Here is a 16,317-nt window from a genome sequence, read left to right on the forward strand (position 1 = left end):
CAAGAACTTTGATTATCCAACAAAACTTTAATTCCACACGGTTTCTTTTCTTATGCATTCAGTATATCACTTTTATCTGGTTTATCAACCAGATTTTGTCATTATGTCTCAACTTCAGAAGAACCGCTCTGGTCGTTTCAACCATTTGAGGTTCTTCTTTTTACGCATAACAAAAGCGGGTGATGGGAATCGAACCCACGTATCCAGCTTGGAAGGCTGGTGTTCTACCATTGAACTACACCCGCATCTTAAAGACAAATAATATAATATCACATCTCAGAAAAAATGCAAGTCTTTTTTTCAATTTTTTGATCACTTTTTGTCCTCAACTTAATTGCAAAGTTAAATTCCACCCCTCTATGGAATTTAATCCTGCAAAACGTTGCATTTCTAAAGGTGGAATTTAATTCTTCCTATTTTTCCCTTATAATTCTTTATACAAACATGGTGATTCCTCCCAGCGGTAAGGAGACCATTATGAATAAACAAAAACATTTAAATCTGGAAGCAAGAATCCTCATTGAAACCATGCTCAATGAACACCATAGTTTTAAGTCTATTGCCCGAGAACTCGGCAAAGACTGCACTACGATTTCAAAGGAGATTAAAGCGCATATCTGCTTTGAGAAAACCGGCGCTTTAGGCAGATCTTTTAACGACTGCCGTGTCGCTTTCCTGCATCAGTGTTCTCTGCAGAAGTTTTGCCAGCACTGCGCCTACTCGAATAACAAACCGTGCTGGACTTGCGGCAGGTGTACTTCCTCCTGCATCTCTTACGAAAAATATATTTGCCCTAAGCTTTCCAAACCTCCCTATGTCTGTAATGGCTGTCAGCAGCGTACCAGGTGTTCTCTCGAAAAACGTCTTTACAAGGCTTCTTATGCTCAGAAGGAATATGAACAGGTCAGAAGGGAATCCCGTTCTGGGGTTGCCCTTTCTGAAGTGGAACTTAAGCAGCTCGATGATGTGGTATCTCCTCTCCTCAAAAAAGGGCAGTCCCTTCATCACATTGCAATACATCATGCTGACGAACTTATGAAGTCAGAACGAACACTGTATACTTACACAAACAACGGGCTATTCACTGCCAGAAATATCGATATGCCACGTACCATACGCATGCGTCCAAGGAAAAATGTTTCTTCTAAACTGAAAGTGGATAAATCCTGCCGTATTGGACGTGACTTTCAATGTTTTGAAAATTACATGGCTGAACATCCGGATGCTTCTGTCAGACAGCTTGATTCTGTAGAAGGTATAAAAGGCGGAGCGGTTCTTCTCACTATTCATTTCGTGGAACAACAACTGCAGCTTGCTTTTCTCCGCCAGCATAATGACTCTCAATCTGTCATTGACATTTTTGACCGTCTCTATTTTGAATTGAGGATGGATATTTTCATTGAACTTTTTCCTGTTCTTTTAGCGGATAACGGCAGTGAATTTTCAAACCCTTCTGCTATCGAACTGGATGCACAGGGAAACCCTCGAGCCAGGATGTTCTATTGTAATCCCAGCGCACCTTACCAGAAAGGAAGCTGCGAAAACAACCACGAACTGATTCGAAGAATCATTCCAAAAGGTACTGACCTTGGACGATACTCACAGGAACAGATTGATCTCATGATGAGCCACATCAACTCCTACTCCCGGAAAAAGCTCGGAAACAAAAGTCCTTATGAAGTTTTCGAGTTTCAATACGGTAGAAAAATTTTAGATGCATTTCATCTGCAGAAAATTCCTGCTGACGAAATCATCCTTAGTCCTGAATTATTAAAATAAACTAAAACTAAAAAAGCTGGGTAGGAAATCTATACCGCCATCATCGCAGAACATCCCCCAGAGGTGGAATTTACTCCTTCCAAAAAATCACACGTAAATTCGACTTCCGCTCGGCATGCAAAAAAATCCCCAAAACCACAGCTTTTCCTTATATTTTAACTCTGATTTTGAGGATTTCATATACAAGATCAATATTTTTTTCTTTCACGTGGAATTTAATCCTGCAAAGTAGAATTTACCTTTGCAAGGTGGATTTTACTTTTTCAATTCACCCTTTTTGTCCACTTTATTTTCTGACCGCTATTTTATCTATTTCGGTTCTTTTCCTTCCATTTCCACATATATTTTATCAATCACCTGTTCTTCTATCCGATCGGAGTTCCTTTTATGTTTTCCAGATTAAAACCCAAAAATGTTATACGGATCTGTTTTCTTTTCCTTGCGGCTTTCTTTGTGGGAACCGGCTCTGCATTTCTGCATGATCATTTCTTTTCTGCCGCTGTTCCCACCTCTTCTGAAGGCAACTGGGGGCTCAGCTTCCAAACTGACGGGGATCCCCCTGTCGGCAATGCCACATTTGACGAGCTGAAAAAATTCGATGCCTTTTACGCACAGGACACCAGCGAAAAAGTAATCTACCTTACTTTCGATGCCGGTTATGAAAACGGAAATACACCGGCTATTCTGGAAGCTCTTACGAAGCATCAGGCTCCGGCAACGTTCTTCGTCGTCGGCACACTTCTGGAAAGCAATCCGGAACTTATCAAACAGATCCTCGCTGCCGGTAACACCGTCGGCAACCACACCTGGCATCACAAAGACATGTCACAGATTTCTACAATGGAATCCTTCTCTGAAGAAATCCAGACAGTTGAAAAACTGTATCAGCAGATCACCGGACAGGAAATTTCCAGATTTTATCGTCCACCACAAGGAAAATACAACGAAGCCAACCTGAAAATGGCGCAGGAGCTTGGTTATCATACCTTCTTCTGGAGTCTCGCCTATGTCGACTGGTATCAGGATAACCAGCCATCCCACGAAGAGGCTTTTGAAAAGCTGCTTGGAAGAATCCATCCCGGTGCCATCGTTTTACTCCACAGTACGTCCTCTACAAACGCTGAAATCCTAGATGAACTTCTCACCAAATGGGAAGAAATGGGCTATCATTTTGGTTCTCTTGATGACCTTATAAAAGCTGCTGCATCTTAGAAAATTTTCTCTGTCACTTTACCGGAGGCTTCTCTGATCGATCAGTCCATATTTCTTCATCGCATAAGCAATTCCGTCTTCTTCAACGGTCTTTGTTACAAATTCTGTATAAGGTTCCAGCACCTGGTCATGCGCGCCCATCGCAATCGCATGCCCGGCATGCTGGAACATTGCCAGATCATTGCTGCTGTCTCCAAATACATATGACTGGTCTCTCGTCATTCCAAAATGCTCCAGTACCCAGTCAATCGCAGTTCCTTTTGTATAGCCCTTCAGGATACACTCAAACGTATTACTTCCACGGTCGATTACTTCCATATCATCTTTGATAAATTCAAAAAAAGCTTTTACATCACTTTTTTCATCCGTATAAATAAAGATCTTATCATATGGACAGCTTCTCTGCTCCATATAACGCTCGATTCCAAGTCCACGGTTATTCATGTATTTTTTTGTATTTTCCAATCTGTCAAATCTTGAAACTCTTGAAGTGAAATACACATCTTCTGCTCCCTCAAAAATCCCATCAATCTGACATTTTGTCATATAATCAGCGATCTCATCGCCTCTCTCCGGATCCAGATGCTTTTCAAAAATAACTTCTTCATCAAATGTAAAATAAATCCCACATCCACACAGATATCCATCAAATGGAAGTTTTTTCAGTTCCACCGGAACACTGCAGTACGTTCTTCCTGTATTGATAAACAAAAAATGTCCTGCGTCGTGTGCCCTTTTAAGTGCATCTATCGTACTTGCGGGAATCTCTTTTGTAATCTCACTGAGTACGGTCCCATCAATATCAAAAAATAATGCTGCTCTATTCATTCTACCTTTCCTCCCGGTTATACTCCAATTACACGATACTCATTATACGCATATCTCACCATTATGCGCAACCCTTTTTCATTTTCTGCAAAATATCTGTGATAAATGCCATTTTGACTTCTCCATATAAAAGTAATATAATCCCATCTTTGACAGTTTGAGAAAAATAAACTCGCTATAATGCTTGTAAATACAGGCATTGTAGCGAGTTTTGCCGTTGTTTTAAACTATAGTATTTTATTCCCGTCTCTTACTTTTTTTCTGAATGGTTTTCATTTGACTTTTTGTAATAAACTTGAAGTCTGTATCAAAACCACAAACTTTATGCAAAGCATCCGTCAACATATCACGTGTATAGAGGGGAATAAACCCTTGTTCCTGTATATCTGCAAAATTCATAGATTTCAACTTTTCCAGAATTGTTTCACAGGTAAAGGCATATCCTAATTCTTTCTCAAGGTAACAATAGATTACCAAAGAAAGAAAACAGATAAGAAAATGTGCTTTTATACGGACTTCATCCTGAAGAAACACTGGTCTTGCTTCAAAGTCTGTTTTCATTATGCGGAAACATTCTTCAATTTCCCAACGCCCTTCGCTGACTTTTAAAATATCTTTTACCTCATCGTCTAACAAATTCGTAGTTACTGCATACATTCCATCATAGAGAGATTCCTGCTCAATCTTGTCGGTATCCAGATAATTATGGATTTTTGCAGTTTCACCGTCTTTGGTTACCGCGAGCTTTCCTATAAAACGTGCAGGATCATTCGGATTTCTGCGTTCTTTTTTTACTTTTCCAGAAAGAAGCATCTTTTTCGCACGTTCAACCTGGTCTGTACGTATCGATTTCTGATATCTTGCATACTTTGTTGAGTAGGTTACAATTAGACGTTGATGCAGGGAGTGTGGCGTATACGGTTTGTCTTTATAGTATAATCCGTTATCATCTTCCGGGATTTCGGAAAGATCAACGGGAGCATTATCGGAAACCCGTTTGAATCCGCTTTTATCTAAAGCCCATTTTTTGTCATCTTTATTTAGTTTCTTTATGGACTGTGTGACAATAAAAGCCCGTTCGCCGGCATGGTTGAGTCTTTTGATTGCTTCTGAACCGAGTCCGGCATCACTGCAATAAATAAATTTCGTACATCCAAAGTCCTGTAATACCTTCTCTTCTAAGGGTTTCAGTGAAGTCTGTTCATTCGCATTTCCTGGGAAAAGAGAAAAGGCAAGAGGGATTCCATCTCCGTCCATAAACATTCCCATTTGAATGATTGGATTTGGACGATGTTGTTTACATTTACCGTATTTTTTATCCCCATCTTCCTGTTCGATTTCAAAATAATAGTTTGTGCAGTCGTAATAGAGAATCTTATCATTCCGTTTTCCGAGAAGATGACTGTTTTTATATACTTCTGACTGTATAAAATCACATTCATTTCCAAGCACATCAAGAGAGCGGTATACATCATGCAGCTGGTAAGAAGGTTTTTCTAAAAATTCAGAAGCTGTTTTATAGGAAGAATATTTACTGTCTGGTTCAAGGATCCTTGCGTAAATAAGATCAGACAGGATTGCATTGATGTCGTATTTAAATTTATATTTGTCCCGAAGTTTTCGGCATACTTTATCCAGATGAAGCCGATAATAAAAAGACTGTGGGAAAAGGTATCCACCACGATAGAAGACCTGCTGGCCATAATCCAGCTTGTGATCAGAATGAAACGTGATCTGGACAGATTTTGCCTGTTGTTCTTTTTTATATTTAAGAGTTTCAATCCTGGCTTCTTCTTTGGCCCATTTCATGACGTCGTCACGAGTGGGACCATGTTCGATTAAAAGTTCCTTTAATGTTCCAAGCTTGCGTACATTAACAGATGTACTTTTTCCTTTGTTGTTGATATAGCTTTTTGCAATATAAAATGATTCAGAATTTTTTGACTTCGATGTAGTTACTTTCATGATAAAATCCTCCTTAATCAATTATATCACATTTCCTGAAGAAATGCTATATAATACTATAAAATAAAACCAAAAATTTGACACAAAAAAAGCAGGTTTTATGCGGCCTGCGAGTACTTTTTCTAATATTTAACTGTCAAACTCCCGAGTACGGTCCCATCAATATCAAAAAATAATGCTGCTCTATTCATTCTACCTTTCCTCCCGGTTATACTCCAATTACACGATACTCATTATACGCATATCTCACCATTATGCGCAACCCTTTTTCATTTTCTGCAAAATATCTGTGATAAATGCCATTTTGACTTCTCCATATAAAAGTAATATAATAAATGTTGTACAATTTGAAGAAGGGGTAATAATAATGAATAAAAGAATCGATAAGAAAAAGCAGAAAAGAACACTTGAATCAGCAGTAACTGCTACAGCTACATCATCAGCACCGACTACATCAACTCCTGTTGTAGAGATAAAAGAAGTTGTAAAAGAAGTCAAAGTACCGGTAGAAGTTCCTGCCAAAAATCCTGCATTCTATGTTCAGTACCAGAGTGCAGAATATACTGTAGCCGATATCACAGAACGTGTGATCGCTGACTGCAATGCAAAGGGACACGCCGTAGAAAATCCGGAAGCTCTCTCCATTTATCTGAAACCAGAAGATAAAAAAGCATATTACACCCTTGGAGAGTTCAATGGATATATTGAATTATAAAGGAGTATTTTATGGCGCTTAACTTTCAACAGCTTGGAATGCTTGCAAAACTGAAATCCGCATTTTCCGCTTTTCAGCAGGAGCATCCTAAATTTATGCCTTTTATTCATGCAGTAAAAGGAGATGCATTCCGCAAAGACAGCATCATCGAAATCTCTGTCAAATCTCCGGAAGGACGGAATTACACTACGAATTTCCGTGTTACCGAAAAAGATCTGGAACTTATCCAGACGCTGAAGGATTTGCAGCAAAACCAATAATCGAGTAGACGGCGGTGACTAACCGCCGTCCTCTCACAACACCGTACATTACTCAACTATATTATGCTCTTACAACATATCTCCACTATCATTCTTAATCATGCAAATGTATCTGCTGTTAAAGCCCCAGTTTCTCTTTCAGTTCTTCCTCGATGTCATATGCGCTGAACTGCATCGGAATCTCATAATCTTCCTCCGGGCTGTGCTGTGGATTCCATACCTGTGCGTAGAATGGATTCTCTTTCGCCATCTTCGGATATGCCCAGGAATTCTTCATACATTCCGGACACCAGTGGCCGCCATGAAGAACTGCATTGACTGACATTTTGAACTTATGTCCGGATGCACACTTCCATTCTACCGGTGTATAAATGTCTCCTGCATGGTCTTCTTCATAAGAACCTCCACGGAATGCAGCTGCCTTCTCAAGATCATCTACATCCAGATTCTCAATTCCTTTTTCTTCATCATAACCATGATCCAGCGGTCTTTCCGGTTCTTCTGCCGGGTGGTAGAGTTCAAATGGTTTCGCATTCTGTTTTTCTTCCAGAGAGCCGAAGAATGCCTTGATCCAATCCATCTCCATATTCTCTTCCATCCAGATCGTTCCTGTCTTCTTCGCTGCGATTTCCTTATTGTGTGCATGCATTGCTTCAGCTGTCGGCATCATAGCTGCGATCATTGGGTTTGCCATCATTCTTTCCATCTCGTTCTTTACAGCGCCCCAGTAAATCTTAGCCGGAATCTGACGGAAATGAAGCTGCTCTTCCAGTTTGTCAGCATCCAGATAATACTGTCCATGGAAATTAAATCTTGCCACATCCTGCGGATCATACACATCTTCATATTTAATTCCCATTGGTTCCAGTGAAAGTCCTGCCATCTCCCAGGTTGCCAGACGATAATCCTTACCGGAACTTAAATTGTATGCCTTACGCCAGAAGCTTTCATCAACCCAGTCTTCGCAAAGGTTTGCCATACAAATACCGGAATCAAGTGCTGTACTCCACTCCAGTACGTTATTTGCCGGCTGGTGGAATACGATCGGCTCCTCGCCTGCACCTTCTGCACTTGGATGCTGTCCTGTCTGACGGATAGATACCCAGTATTTCAGTCCACTTTCAAAGACTGCTGCCTCTGAAAATACTTTTGATACTGCATAGTAATCATGAATAGACGGATTCATCGGGTCTCCGATCCGACCAAACTGTACCGGATCAAGTCTGCTTCCTGTCATCGCAACTGTTCCGACATATGCGAAATGTACCTTGTCCGGATCCGGCTGCTCTTTGATTGCCTTGATGATATTTAATGTAGAACCAATGTTTGTATACAATGTCTTCTCCGGATATTTATCAGCTGCAGGAGATACCATTGCACCGATATGAAGTACATAATCAGCTCCGTCTACACATTTCTTGATCGTATCATAATCTGCCATATCTCCCCAGACAACTTCAAGCGCCGGACACATATATTTCTTCAGAAGCTGGCGGTTTTTCTCTGATGGTCTTGCCAGGATTCTTGTCTTGAAACGGTTGTTTCTGGATAAGAGCTGCTTCATTGTCTCCTGTCCCATTGTTCCTGTTGCACCTGTGACAAATACAACCTTTTTCGGCTTACTTACATATTTATGTTCTTCCTCTTTATCAAAGTTAAGTGCCGCGTCAAATGCTTCTCTTACTGCGTTCAGTGCACGTCTTGCCATTCCGGCATCACCAATCTCATAGTAACCGATCTCAAGATCATTACACACCTTTTCTAATGCACTTCCGTCACGTTTTCTTGCTCCGACAGCCATCACTGCATAATCACATGGAAATTCAACTTTTTCTCCATCTTTTTCACCAATGACCTTGCCATCCTGGATCTCTGTTACTTTCACTTCTGTTACCGGAGTGATTCCATCTTGATAGATCTGCTCTGTCACACAGATTTTTCTTGTGCTTCCCATATCTGCACAGAATTCTTTCATCATCTCAAGGACTGTAACCTTAGCTCCTTTTTCTGAAAGATACTCTGCAACTTCCATGCCGACCATTCCGCCGCCGATGACTACAACATTTCCTTCTGCCTTTGCTTCGCCGTCAAGAACTGCATGAGAATCTACAACAAATGCTTTGTCATTTCCCGGAATCGGAGGTACGATCGGTGCTGCACCGATTGCATTGATAAATGTATGTGGTTTGATCTCTGCGATCATTTCCGGAGTCACCTTTGTATTCATGCGTATATCAACACCAAGGCGTTTTGCTTTCTCTGCCATAGACAGAACTGCTGCTTTCATCTCTGCTTTTCTCGGAGCCTCTCCTGCTGTCAGGAACTGTCCGCCAAGTGTGTCAGTTGCCTCGCAAAGGGTCGGATTATGTCCTCTCTTCTTCAGAATGATAGCCGCTTCAAGTCCACCGATTCCACCACCGGCGATCAGAACTGTCTCTGGCTTCTCTGCCGGGATGAGTTCACATTCTTTCTCTCTTCCGACTGCTGGGTTACGAAGACAAGTGATGCACGGAGAATCTTTACTCTCAAATCCATCATAACATCCCTGGTTACATCCAACACAGTAATCGATTTCTTCTGTCTTTCCGGCTTCTGCCTTGTTACAGAAGTCAGGATCTACTAGCTGTCCACGTCCGATCACAACCATATCTACTTTATCATCTTCCAGAATCTGTTCTGCAAGCTGTGGTGTATTGATTCTTCCGACACCGATCGTCAGCATTCCTGTTTCTTTACGGATCTTTGCAGCATTATCAATGTTAAATGCTCTTGGAATATCAATCGAAGGTACCTCATATTTGAGACCTGCCGAAAGAATATTTCCTCTGGATACGTCAAGTGTATCAACACCTGCTTCTTTTGCAAGTTTACAGAATTCAATCACTTCTTCGATTGTAAGTCCATTTTCCAGATAATCATCATGCGCATCAATTCTCATAAACAGCGGCATATCTTCCGGCATGTTCTCACGGATCGCACGGATACACTCCAGTGGGAATCTGCTTCTGTTTTCAAAGCTTCCGCCATACTCATCTGTTCTGTGGTTGATTCCACCGGAAAGAAAAGAGTGTGGCAGATAGTTATGTGCACAGTGAAATTCGATGCAGTCAAATCCTGCTTCTGCTGCACGTTTTGCTGCTTTTCCATAGCATGCTACAACTTCCTTGATCTGATCTACTGTGATTCCCGGAAGTGTGATTCCAGGTCCCATCGGCATATCACTCGCCATCAGAATCTGTGCTGTCTGATCCATTCCAACTGCCATACTTCCCTGCCACAGCTGGATACCTGCTTTACCACCTTCTGCATGGATCGCATCTGTCAGTTTCTTAAGTCCCGGAACATACTCGTCCTCACTGATAGAAAGGAATCCTCTTGGTGCACTCGGTGTATGGACAGAACAGACTTCTACCATATTTAAACCGCATCCACCTTTGACACGTGCCACATGATAGTCGATCAGCTGATTTGTTACATAACTTGCTTTTCCTGCAAATTTTGTTCCCATAGCCGGGAGCATGACTCTGTTTTTCAGTTCCATTCCACGGATCGTGATAGGGCTGAATAATTTTTCAAACATATTGTTTTTCTCCTTTTCTGCGAACTTTTTCTGTTACTGTCCACATTCTAAGACAGATTTATGACTCGTTCACCTCTTGATTCAACTATACAATCTACAGTTGGTGGAAAGTCAACGTTAAATAATTCACGAAAACCCATCCGTCTTTTCTCTTATTTTTCCTTTTTCTTTGTCACTTTTTCTAATTTTTTATAGATTTTCTCCTAAAACCATCTTATAATAGAGAAAAAAGCGTACACTTGGTGTACACTTTAGATTACAGCTTATAAACCATTCGTATTTTAGGAGCAATATATGAGAATCCAGGAAGTTGTCAAAAGAACAAATCTTCAGAAAAGAACAATCTATTTTTATATAAAAGAACAGCTGATTACACCATCATCACAGGAAAATGGTTATCACGATTTTTCAGAAGATGACATCTCCCGTCTTATCATGATCCGGAAACTGAGAGATGCCGGGCTTCCGCTTGCAGACATTCGTTCAATCTTATCCAATCCGAGAACTGCACCTTACTATCTCCATAAGCAGCTTCATCATCTTCAGACACAGCTGCTTACTACCGAAGAGACGATCAAAAGTCTGGATGATTTTTCATCCTCACTTCCGGTCTGTCATTCCTTTGAGCAGCTTTCTGATTATCTGGAAGGAATTGAGTTCAAACCGGACCTAAGCAAATATCACGCACAATATACTTCACGTGATGCAAGATTGATTGCCCGTTATCTGTGGCAGTCTTTTATTGATGCGCCAATGACAGAATACCGCCAGTTTCTCTGGCAGAAGATCATGAAGACTACACTGGAACATATCGATTCCGATTTAAAGGTTATGGCACAATATCTGCAGGCTCTTTCGCCGGAACAATTGGATACCGCCAATGTAAATCAATATCTGCGCAATCAGAAAATCATTGCACTTACACCGGAGGACTATCCTGATTTTGTGGAAGAATTGAAAAAGTCTCTTACACTCTTTGCAACGGATGAAATGCAAATAAAAAAATGGCGGTTACTGTATCGTCCGCTGATTCGCCCTACCACTTTGTTTGCATTCTCGACCAGTCATTTGCTGCTTGAGTTTCATCCGGATTACCAGAAATATTACAATAATATTCATGCGTGCTGCATGCTTTTTAAAGATTATCTGGACAGCAAAGAAGGCGAGAAGTTTAGAACTCTTCTCGCCTGTGCTTTTCAAGATAGTTATGATTTTGAAGAAAGCAGTTATGGGGAACTTGAAGTTGCTGCCGCTTTTCACCACAGTGTATATAATATGATGACTGTAGATAAGATCGAGACGTTTATATATTAGTGTTTCTGACGCTCTTTAATCTCTGCCTGTTTTTTATCAATATCCTTTTCGACATTTAAAAAGATCAGTAAAATCACCAGTATTACTGCTGTGATCACTTCAAAACCTACATATCCAAATGTAATAACATGTTTAACGGCTTCATTTTGAATTGCAGCTACCGTCACACCATTTACAAGCTCCGGTGCCACATAACCATTTCCTGCTAACAGCCCATTGAATAATCCTGTACAGACACCTGCCATTGCTATTGCAATAATATTGTAGACAGACATTGCCAGTCCATCACTTCGAAATCCCGTCTTCTATTCCATATGATCCAAATCTTCTTATTCTTTTGCATTTTCTTTTCTCTCTCCCCTTTCTTCTTTATGGTCTCCATGCGTCCTTCCACTCAATCATCGGATATTCTCCATCCAATTTCAATGGCAACCAGACATAATCTGCAATAGAGGTATTCGCATTTCCAAGAAATGGGGCATCCATTGCAACTTTATAGTCTTCTTCTGTTGGATGGATTTCTGAATTATACTGGGAAGTAATCACACGTTCCAGACTTTCATATTTTTCTTTCGTCACCACGTATTCCGGTACCCAACGATCTGCCATCACAAGATACAGATCTTCTCGTTCAGGGTCATGAAACACATAAGAGATCTGACTATTGAACGACGCACTGCTTGAATCATCCCTATGTGGATTTCCCAATACTTCATAGGGACCAAGCGGAGTATCACTTACCGCGATCTCACTTGGATTTGGTATATATCCGATCATTCCACTGGTAAGGAGATAATGTTTCTCTTTATACACAAAGTGCGTACATGCTTCTCTTGTATATGGTGGTTTCAGTCCTGTAAACATATCCAGATACTCTCCCTGTACATCCAGAAAATCTTCTGTCAGTCCAGTTGAAATCACACCTGCATGATCATGTTCGAAATACAGGTATCCCTTTCCGTTCTCATCCTGCCACAAATCAAAGTCTCCCACTGACGTATTAAACGGATGAAAATGATCTTTCTCCTTCTTATACGGTCCAAGCAGATTTTCTGAGGTCATAATAAGAAAATAGCCATCTTCTTCACTCATTTTTATCCAGCAGACATATTTCTGCGTTTTCTTATTATACAGAATATGTGGACGGTCTACATGTTTTGATGGGTGAAGGCTGGATTCCTTATCTTCTGTATCTGGTGGAATCACAAGACCTTCATCCTTCCAGTTGACCAGATCTTTAGAAGAATAAAAACGGATTCCCCAGGTCCAGACTTCATCTTTCCCAGTTGTGAACTCTTTATTCTCTCCATACCAATAATAAGTCTCGTTCTCGTAAATCATTCCGGCTCCATGTGCCTGAATACGTTTTCCTTCTGTATCCAGCATTATTTTTCCTGGATAAATCATTTTCTTTTCACTCATTTTCAATACCATTTTTCATGCTGTCAGACACCTTCTGCTCCTGACGACAGCATTCACCTTCCATCTTATTCTTTTATGCCTGAATCTAACCCTACTTTTACTTCAAACCGTCCATTTCCAAGTTCTTTTTCTGTTCCATCTGGCAACCTTAAGCATGCGGATGTATTTGCCGGAATCCGTCCGAAAATCTTCACTTTATTTTTATTCTTTTCCCATCTTAACTCAATGTTTCCATTTACACTGTGATAGGTTCCTTCTGCCCACATAAACGGACAGTCATACTCCGGTGCAATCAGGATCCTGTCATAACCAATTCCTGCATTCTGTACACCAAGAACTTTCCGGTACAGGAAATCTCCAACACAGCCAAACGCATAATGATTAAAGGAACAACTTGCCAGTTTCCCGTCTGGTCTTACTGCATCCCAGTTTTCCCAGACTGTTGTTGCCCCCCTGTTCCACTTCATAGAGCCAGGACGGACACTGCTTCTGAAGCAATACCTTCCATGCAGTATCTGCATATCCATACTGACATAAGATATCAAGAATATGCGGGGTAGCCATAAAACCGGTATCCAGTCTGAATCCATTCTTTACTACAAGTTCATTCAGTCTTTCCGCAAGAAGTGGTTCTTTCTCCGGTGACACCATATGATGTCTCAATGCCAGAATATAATTTCCCTGCATCTCCTGCCCAAGCTTTCCATCATCCGATACATATTCTTCTTCGAACGCCTGGCGGACTCTTTTTGCATAAGCGCGGTATTTCTCTGCATTCTCCATATTTCCCACTAATTCAGAAATTTCCGAAAACATATCTGCATCTGCTGCCAGCAGACTGCTTCCAACATAATTCATTGTGAGAAATGCAGAAGCCGGTCCATCGGTAAAGCCCTCTTCATTCACAACACTTGGAATAATCCAGTCTCCAAAGTGAAATCCTGTATTGATCAGATAACGCTGGTTTTCAAGGCTTCTTTCATCACAATTCTGTTCTGTCTGGAATCCCCCATAAGGAACCGCTTCACCTGGAAGTTCATGTGCAGCACACTCCATGGAATGCATCCATTTCCCCATAGCCTCATAATTTACTTGAAGAACTTCTTTGTCTCCACAGAGTTGATACATCTGAAGTGGCAGTGTCAGTATGACATCCCCCCACCCAAGAGACCCTGTATCCCCCTGCTGTACATAATTTCTGATCTGTGGTACTGTTCCAAGAACATATCCGTTTTCCAGCTGATCCAGGCGAATACTGCGGAGCCAGTCTTCGTAAAAGGCTGTCATGTTCTGATTGAACAGTGCTGTTGCCCCATAGACCACTACATCTCCTGTCCACCCTGCTTTTTCTCTTGTCGGACAATCCGTTGGAATCGTAATGTTATTCGAACGCTGGCTCCAGTAAATATTACTCTGCAGCTGATTGATCTGCTCATCCGAGCATTGGAAATTTCCTGTCACTTCATTTTCTGTACTGATTGCAAGAGCTGTGAAATCTTCTTTCTTCCAATCTGCTCCACCAGTCACGCGCACATAGCGAAATCCATGATATGTAAAATGTGGCTCAAAAATTTCTTCCCGCTTCTCTCCGCAAATATAAATATCCTCTTGTGCTCTGCTTGTTCCGGCAAAAACATAAAAGAAATTTCCCTGATCATCAAGCATTTCTCCATGTTCAAATTTCACTTCTGTTCCATTTTCTTCCTGAATCTTCACCCGGATAGTTCCTGCAAGATTCTGTCCAAAATCAACCACTGTTTCGCCATTTGGTGTAATAAATACGCTCTGTGCAGGAACTTCTTCAAATACCTTTGCCAGTGGACTGATCTGCGCTTCTGGTATTGGATTGTCCATTGTATGTGTTCTCACCGGAAACCACTTTTTATCATCATATTCTATCTTGGAAGGATCCCCGTCATATCTTCTTGCATCATAGGTTTCACCTAAGAACAAATCCGCACTTCGTATCGGTCCATCAAAGGAATATTTCCAGTTTTCATCAGAACACATGACTTGTTTTTTACCATTTTCATCTATCATCTCCAACTGGAGAAGTACTCCCGGTACTTCTCCATATTCACATCCGTGTCCAAGCGCAATCTTTCCTTTATACCATCCATCTGCAACTGTTACAGAAACTGCATTCTCTCCATTTTGCACAAATTCATCCACATCGTAGACCTGATACTTTAGTCTTCTGTCATACGCTGTAAAACCTGGATTCAATCGGCTGTCCGTCACTGACTTTCCATTGATCTTTACTTCATAAATACCATGTGAAGTCACATACAGACGGGCACGTTTCACAGATTTTCCCACCCTGAAAACACGGCGCATCTGTACTGCCGGATCATAGGGTTCCATCGGTAAAGCATCCCAGATATCCTCTTCTGTTTTCATTGCACTCATATCTCCGTGCATCATTGCTTCTGTAATCTTCCGCCACTCTTTTTTGGCTTCATTCAGAGGATTCTGTAGTAATTGTGGCAATGGCTCCGGCTCCATCCACTTTGCTTTCCAGTCAGATTTATCAAAAAATGCTGTTTCAAAATGATTTTCTCCACTTTGAATCATTTCTTCTGTATTTGTCCACACAGTAATCTGATAATGATATACGGATGTTGATTTTAACATTTCTCCCTGATAAGAAATATCTGTAGTATCCGAGTTTTCCTGAACACCACTATCCCATACAATTACGTTCTTTTCATCCTTAACAATAATTTGCCAGGCTGTCTGAAAGACATTGTTTTTTTCTGCATCAATCTCCCATGAAAATCTTGGATGTTGACAATCAATCGAAATCGGTTCTTTTACAAATTCACAGGTTATATTTTGGATAAACATAAATTTCCTCCACTTATTCTCTAAAATCATACTAATTACTTTGGTTACCAGGAATATTAATTTATTGTGAGTATAAGATAACACGTCTCCATGCTTTAATTATTGTAATATCAATTCAAATATTGTAAAATTAGATATAAATTGAATATTTTCAGTATTGGAATTCCTTTCCCATCAAATTCATTTTTCGGAGGTTATTTATGATCCAGGATATTAAAGCATTTTGCAAATTATTTTATGAAGCCACTTTTCTCTCAATCAATTGCTATGATTATGCATTGGATAAAAGTTATACTTATCCGGAAGATGCCGGGTTCAATATCATTGTAAATAATCCTTCCCCGGATTTTTTAAATTTCAAAAGGAATCCAGACTATGATATGCTACCCTCATAT

12 protein-coding genes, 1 tRNA gene and 1 pseudogene are annotated in these 16,317 nt (G+C 40.6%); 6 read left to right on the forward strand and 8 right to left on the reverse strand.

Annotated features, from left to right (window positions below):
* Window positions 1–174: 174 nt before the first annotated feature.
* A tRNA-Gly gene (locus tag ACYQ5K_RS09130) sits at window positions 175–245 on the reverse strand.
* Between the two features lie 232 nt (window positions 246–477).
* On the opposite strand from ACYQ5K_RS09130, the gene ACYQ5K_RS09135 reads away from it, so the two are divergent.
* On the forward strand, window positions 478–1,779 hold the full coding sequence (locus ACYQ5K_RS09135; protein WP_459777477.1) for an IS30 family transposase: 1,302 nt from the start codon (window positions 478–480) through the stop codon (window positions 1,777–1,779).
* 387 nt (window positions 1,780–2,166) lie between these two features.
* Window positions 2,167–2,991, forward strand: coding sequence for a polysaccharide deacetylase family protein (locus ACYQ5K_RS09140; RefSeq protein ID WP_459777478.1), 825 nt, complete (start codon window positions 2,167–2,169; stop codon window positions 2,989–2,991).
* A gap of 18 nt (window positions 2,992–3,009) precedes the next feature.
* On the opposite strand, the gene ACYQ5K_RS09145 is transcribed toward ACYQ5K_RS09140, so the two are convergent.
* Together ACYQ5K_RS09145 and ACYQ5K_RS09150 are read right to left on the reverse strand one after the other, a co-directional pair.
* Window positions 3,010–3,819 carry a Cof-type HAD-IIB family hydrolase gene (locus ACYQ5K_RS09145; protein WP_195231490.1) on the reverse strand — a complete coding sequence of 270 codons (810 nt, stop codon included), beginning with the start codon at window positions 3,817–3,819 and terminating at the stop codon, window positions 3,010–3,012.
* A 237-nt stretch (window positions 3,820–4,056) separates the two neighbouring features.
* Window positions 4,057–5,784 carry an IS1634 family transposase gene (locus tag ACYQ5K_RS09150; RefSeq protein WP_459777479.1) on the reverse strand — a complete coding sequence of 576 codons (1,728 nt, stop codon included), beginning with the start codon at window positions 5,782–5,784 and terminating at the stop codon, window positions 4,057–4,059.
* A gap of 367 nt (window positions 5,785–6,151) precedes the next feature.
* On the opposite strand from ACYQ5K_RS09150, the gene ACYQ5K_RS09155 reads away from it, so the two are divergent.
* A complete protein-coding gene (locus ACYQ5K_RS09155) occupies window positions 6,152–6,499 on the forward strand; it encodes a DUF6465 family protein (RefSeq protein WP_173688100.1) in 348 nt (115 codons plus the stop codon).
* A gap of 11 nt (window positions 6,500–6,510) precedes the next feature.
* Entirely contained in the window at window positions 6,511–6,759 is a 249-nt protein-coding gene (locus ACYQ5K_RS09160) for a hypothetical protein (protein WP_173688099.1), read from the forward strand.
* A gap of 118 nt (window positions 6,760–6,877) precedes the next feature.
* On the opposite strand, the gene baiCD is transcribed toward ACYQ5K_RS09160, so the two are convergent.
* Window positions 6,878–10,339, reverse strand: a complete 3,462-nt coding sequence (baiCD, locus tag ACYQ5K_RS09165) for a bile acid Fe-S flavoenzyme BaiCD (RefSeq protein WP_195231488.1) — start codon at window positions 10,337–10,339, stop codon at window positions 6,878–6,880.
* 294 nt (window positions 10,340–10,633) lie between these two features.
* Here baiCD and ACYQ5K_RS09170 point away from each other — a divergent pair, with 294 nt between their 5' ends.
* Window positions 10,634–11,653, forward strand: a complete 1,020-nt coding sequence (locus ACYQ5K_RS09170; RefSeq protein WP_195231487.1) for a MerR family transcriptional regulator — start codon at window positions 10,634–10,636, stop codon at window positions 11,651–11,653.
* On the opposite strand, the pseudogene ACYQ5K_RS09175 reads toward ACYQ5K_RS09170, so the two are convergent.
* The 4 genes and pseudogenes from ACYQ5K_RS09175 to ACYQ5K_RS09190 all read right to left on the reverse strand — a co-directional run.
* A pseudogene (locus ACYQ5K_RS09175) lies at window positions 11,650–11,946 on the reverse strand (hypothetical protein); the annotation flags it as partial. The gene ACYQ5K_RS09170 and the pseudogene ACYQ5K_RS09175 sit on opposite strands and share 4 nt — an antisense overlap.
* Window positions 11,947–12,022: 76 nt before the next feature.
* Window positions 12,023–13,075 carry a family 43 glycosylhydrolase gene (locus ACYQ5K_RS09180; protein WP_459777480.1) on the reverse strand — a complete coding sequence of 351 codons (1,053 nt, stop codon included), beginning with the start codon at window positions 13,073–13,075 and terminating at the stop codon, window positions 12,023–12,025.
* A 65-nt stretch (window positions 13,076–13,140) separates the two neighbouring features.
* Window positions 13,141–13,542, reverse strand: a complete 402-nt coding sequence (locus tag ACYQ5K_RS09185) for an alpha-L-rhamnosidase C-terminal domain-containing protein (RefSeq protein WP_459777481.1) — start codon at window positions 13,540–13,542, stop codon at window positions 13,141–13,143.
* Complete coding sequence (locus tag ACYQ5K_RS09190; RefSeq protein ID WP_459777482.1) at window positions 13,457–15,922, reverse strand: family 78 glycoside hydrolase catalytic domain; 2,466 nt, start codon at window positions 15,920–15,922, stop codon at window positions 13,457–13,459. Before ACYQ5K_RS09190 ends, ACYQ5K_RS09185 begins: the two co-directional genes overlap by 86 nt.
* A gap of 200 nt (window positions 15,923–16,122) precedes the next feature.
* Between ACYQ5K_RS09190 and ACYQ5K_RS09195 the strand changes: the two genes are divergently transcribed.
* On the forward strand, window positions 16,123–16,317 hold a 195-nt coding region (locus ACYQ5K_RS09195; RefSeq protein ID WP_459777483.1), incomplete at its 3' end, for a hypothetical protein.

The organism is Allocoprococcus similis (genome assembly GCF_054660775.1).

Coding starts and splice junctions, on each gene's coding strand:
- ACYQ5K_RS09135 (WP_459777477.1), top strand. CDS start 478: ATGAATAAACAAAAACATTTAAATCTGGAAGCAAGAATCCTCATTGAA.
- ACYQ5K_RS09140 (WP_459777478.1), top strand. CDS start 2,167: ATGTTTTCCAGATTAAAACCCAAAAATGTTATACGGATCTGTTTTCTT.
- ACYQ5K_RS09145 (WP_195231490.1), bottom strand. CDS start 3,819: ATGAATAGAGCAGCATTATTTTTTGATATTGATGGGACCGTACTCAGT.
- ACYQ5K_RS09150 (WP_459777479.1), bottom strand. CDS start 5,784: ATGAAAGTAACTACATCGAAGTCAAAAAATTCTGAATCATTTTATATT.
- ACYQ5K_RS09155 (WP_173688100.1), top strand. CDS start 6,152: ATGAATAAAAGAATCGATAAGAAAAAGCAGAAAAGAACACTTGAATCA.
- ACYQ5K_RS09160 (WP_173688099.1), top strand. CDS start 6,511: ATGGCGCTTAACTTTCAACAGCTTGGAATGCTTGCAAAACTGAAATCC.
- baiCD (WP_195231488.1), bottom strand. CDS start 10,339: ATGTTTGAAAAATTATTCAGCCCTATCACGATCCGTGGAATGGAACTG.
- ACYQ5K_RS09170 (WP_195231487.1), top strand. CDS start 10,634: ATGAGAATCCAGGAAGTTGTCAAAAGAACAAATCTTCAGAAAAGAACA.
- ACYQ5K_RS09180 (WP_459777480.1), bottom strand. CDS start 13,075: ATGAGTGAAAAGAAAATGATTTATCCAGGAAAAATAATGCTGGATACA.
- ACYQ5K_RS09185 (WP_459777481.1), bottom strand. CDS start 13,542: ATGAAGTGGAACAGGGGGGCAACAACAGTCTGGGAAAACTGGGATGCA.
- ACYQ5K_RS09190 (WP_459777482.1), bottom strand. CDS start 15,922: ATGTTTATCCAAAATATAACCTGTGAATTTGTAAAAGAACCGATTTCG.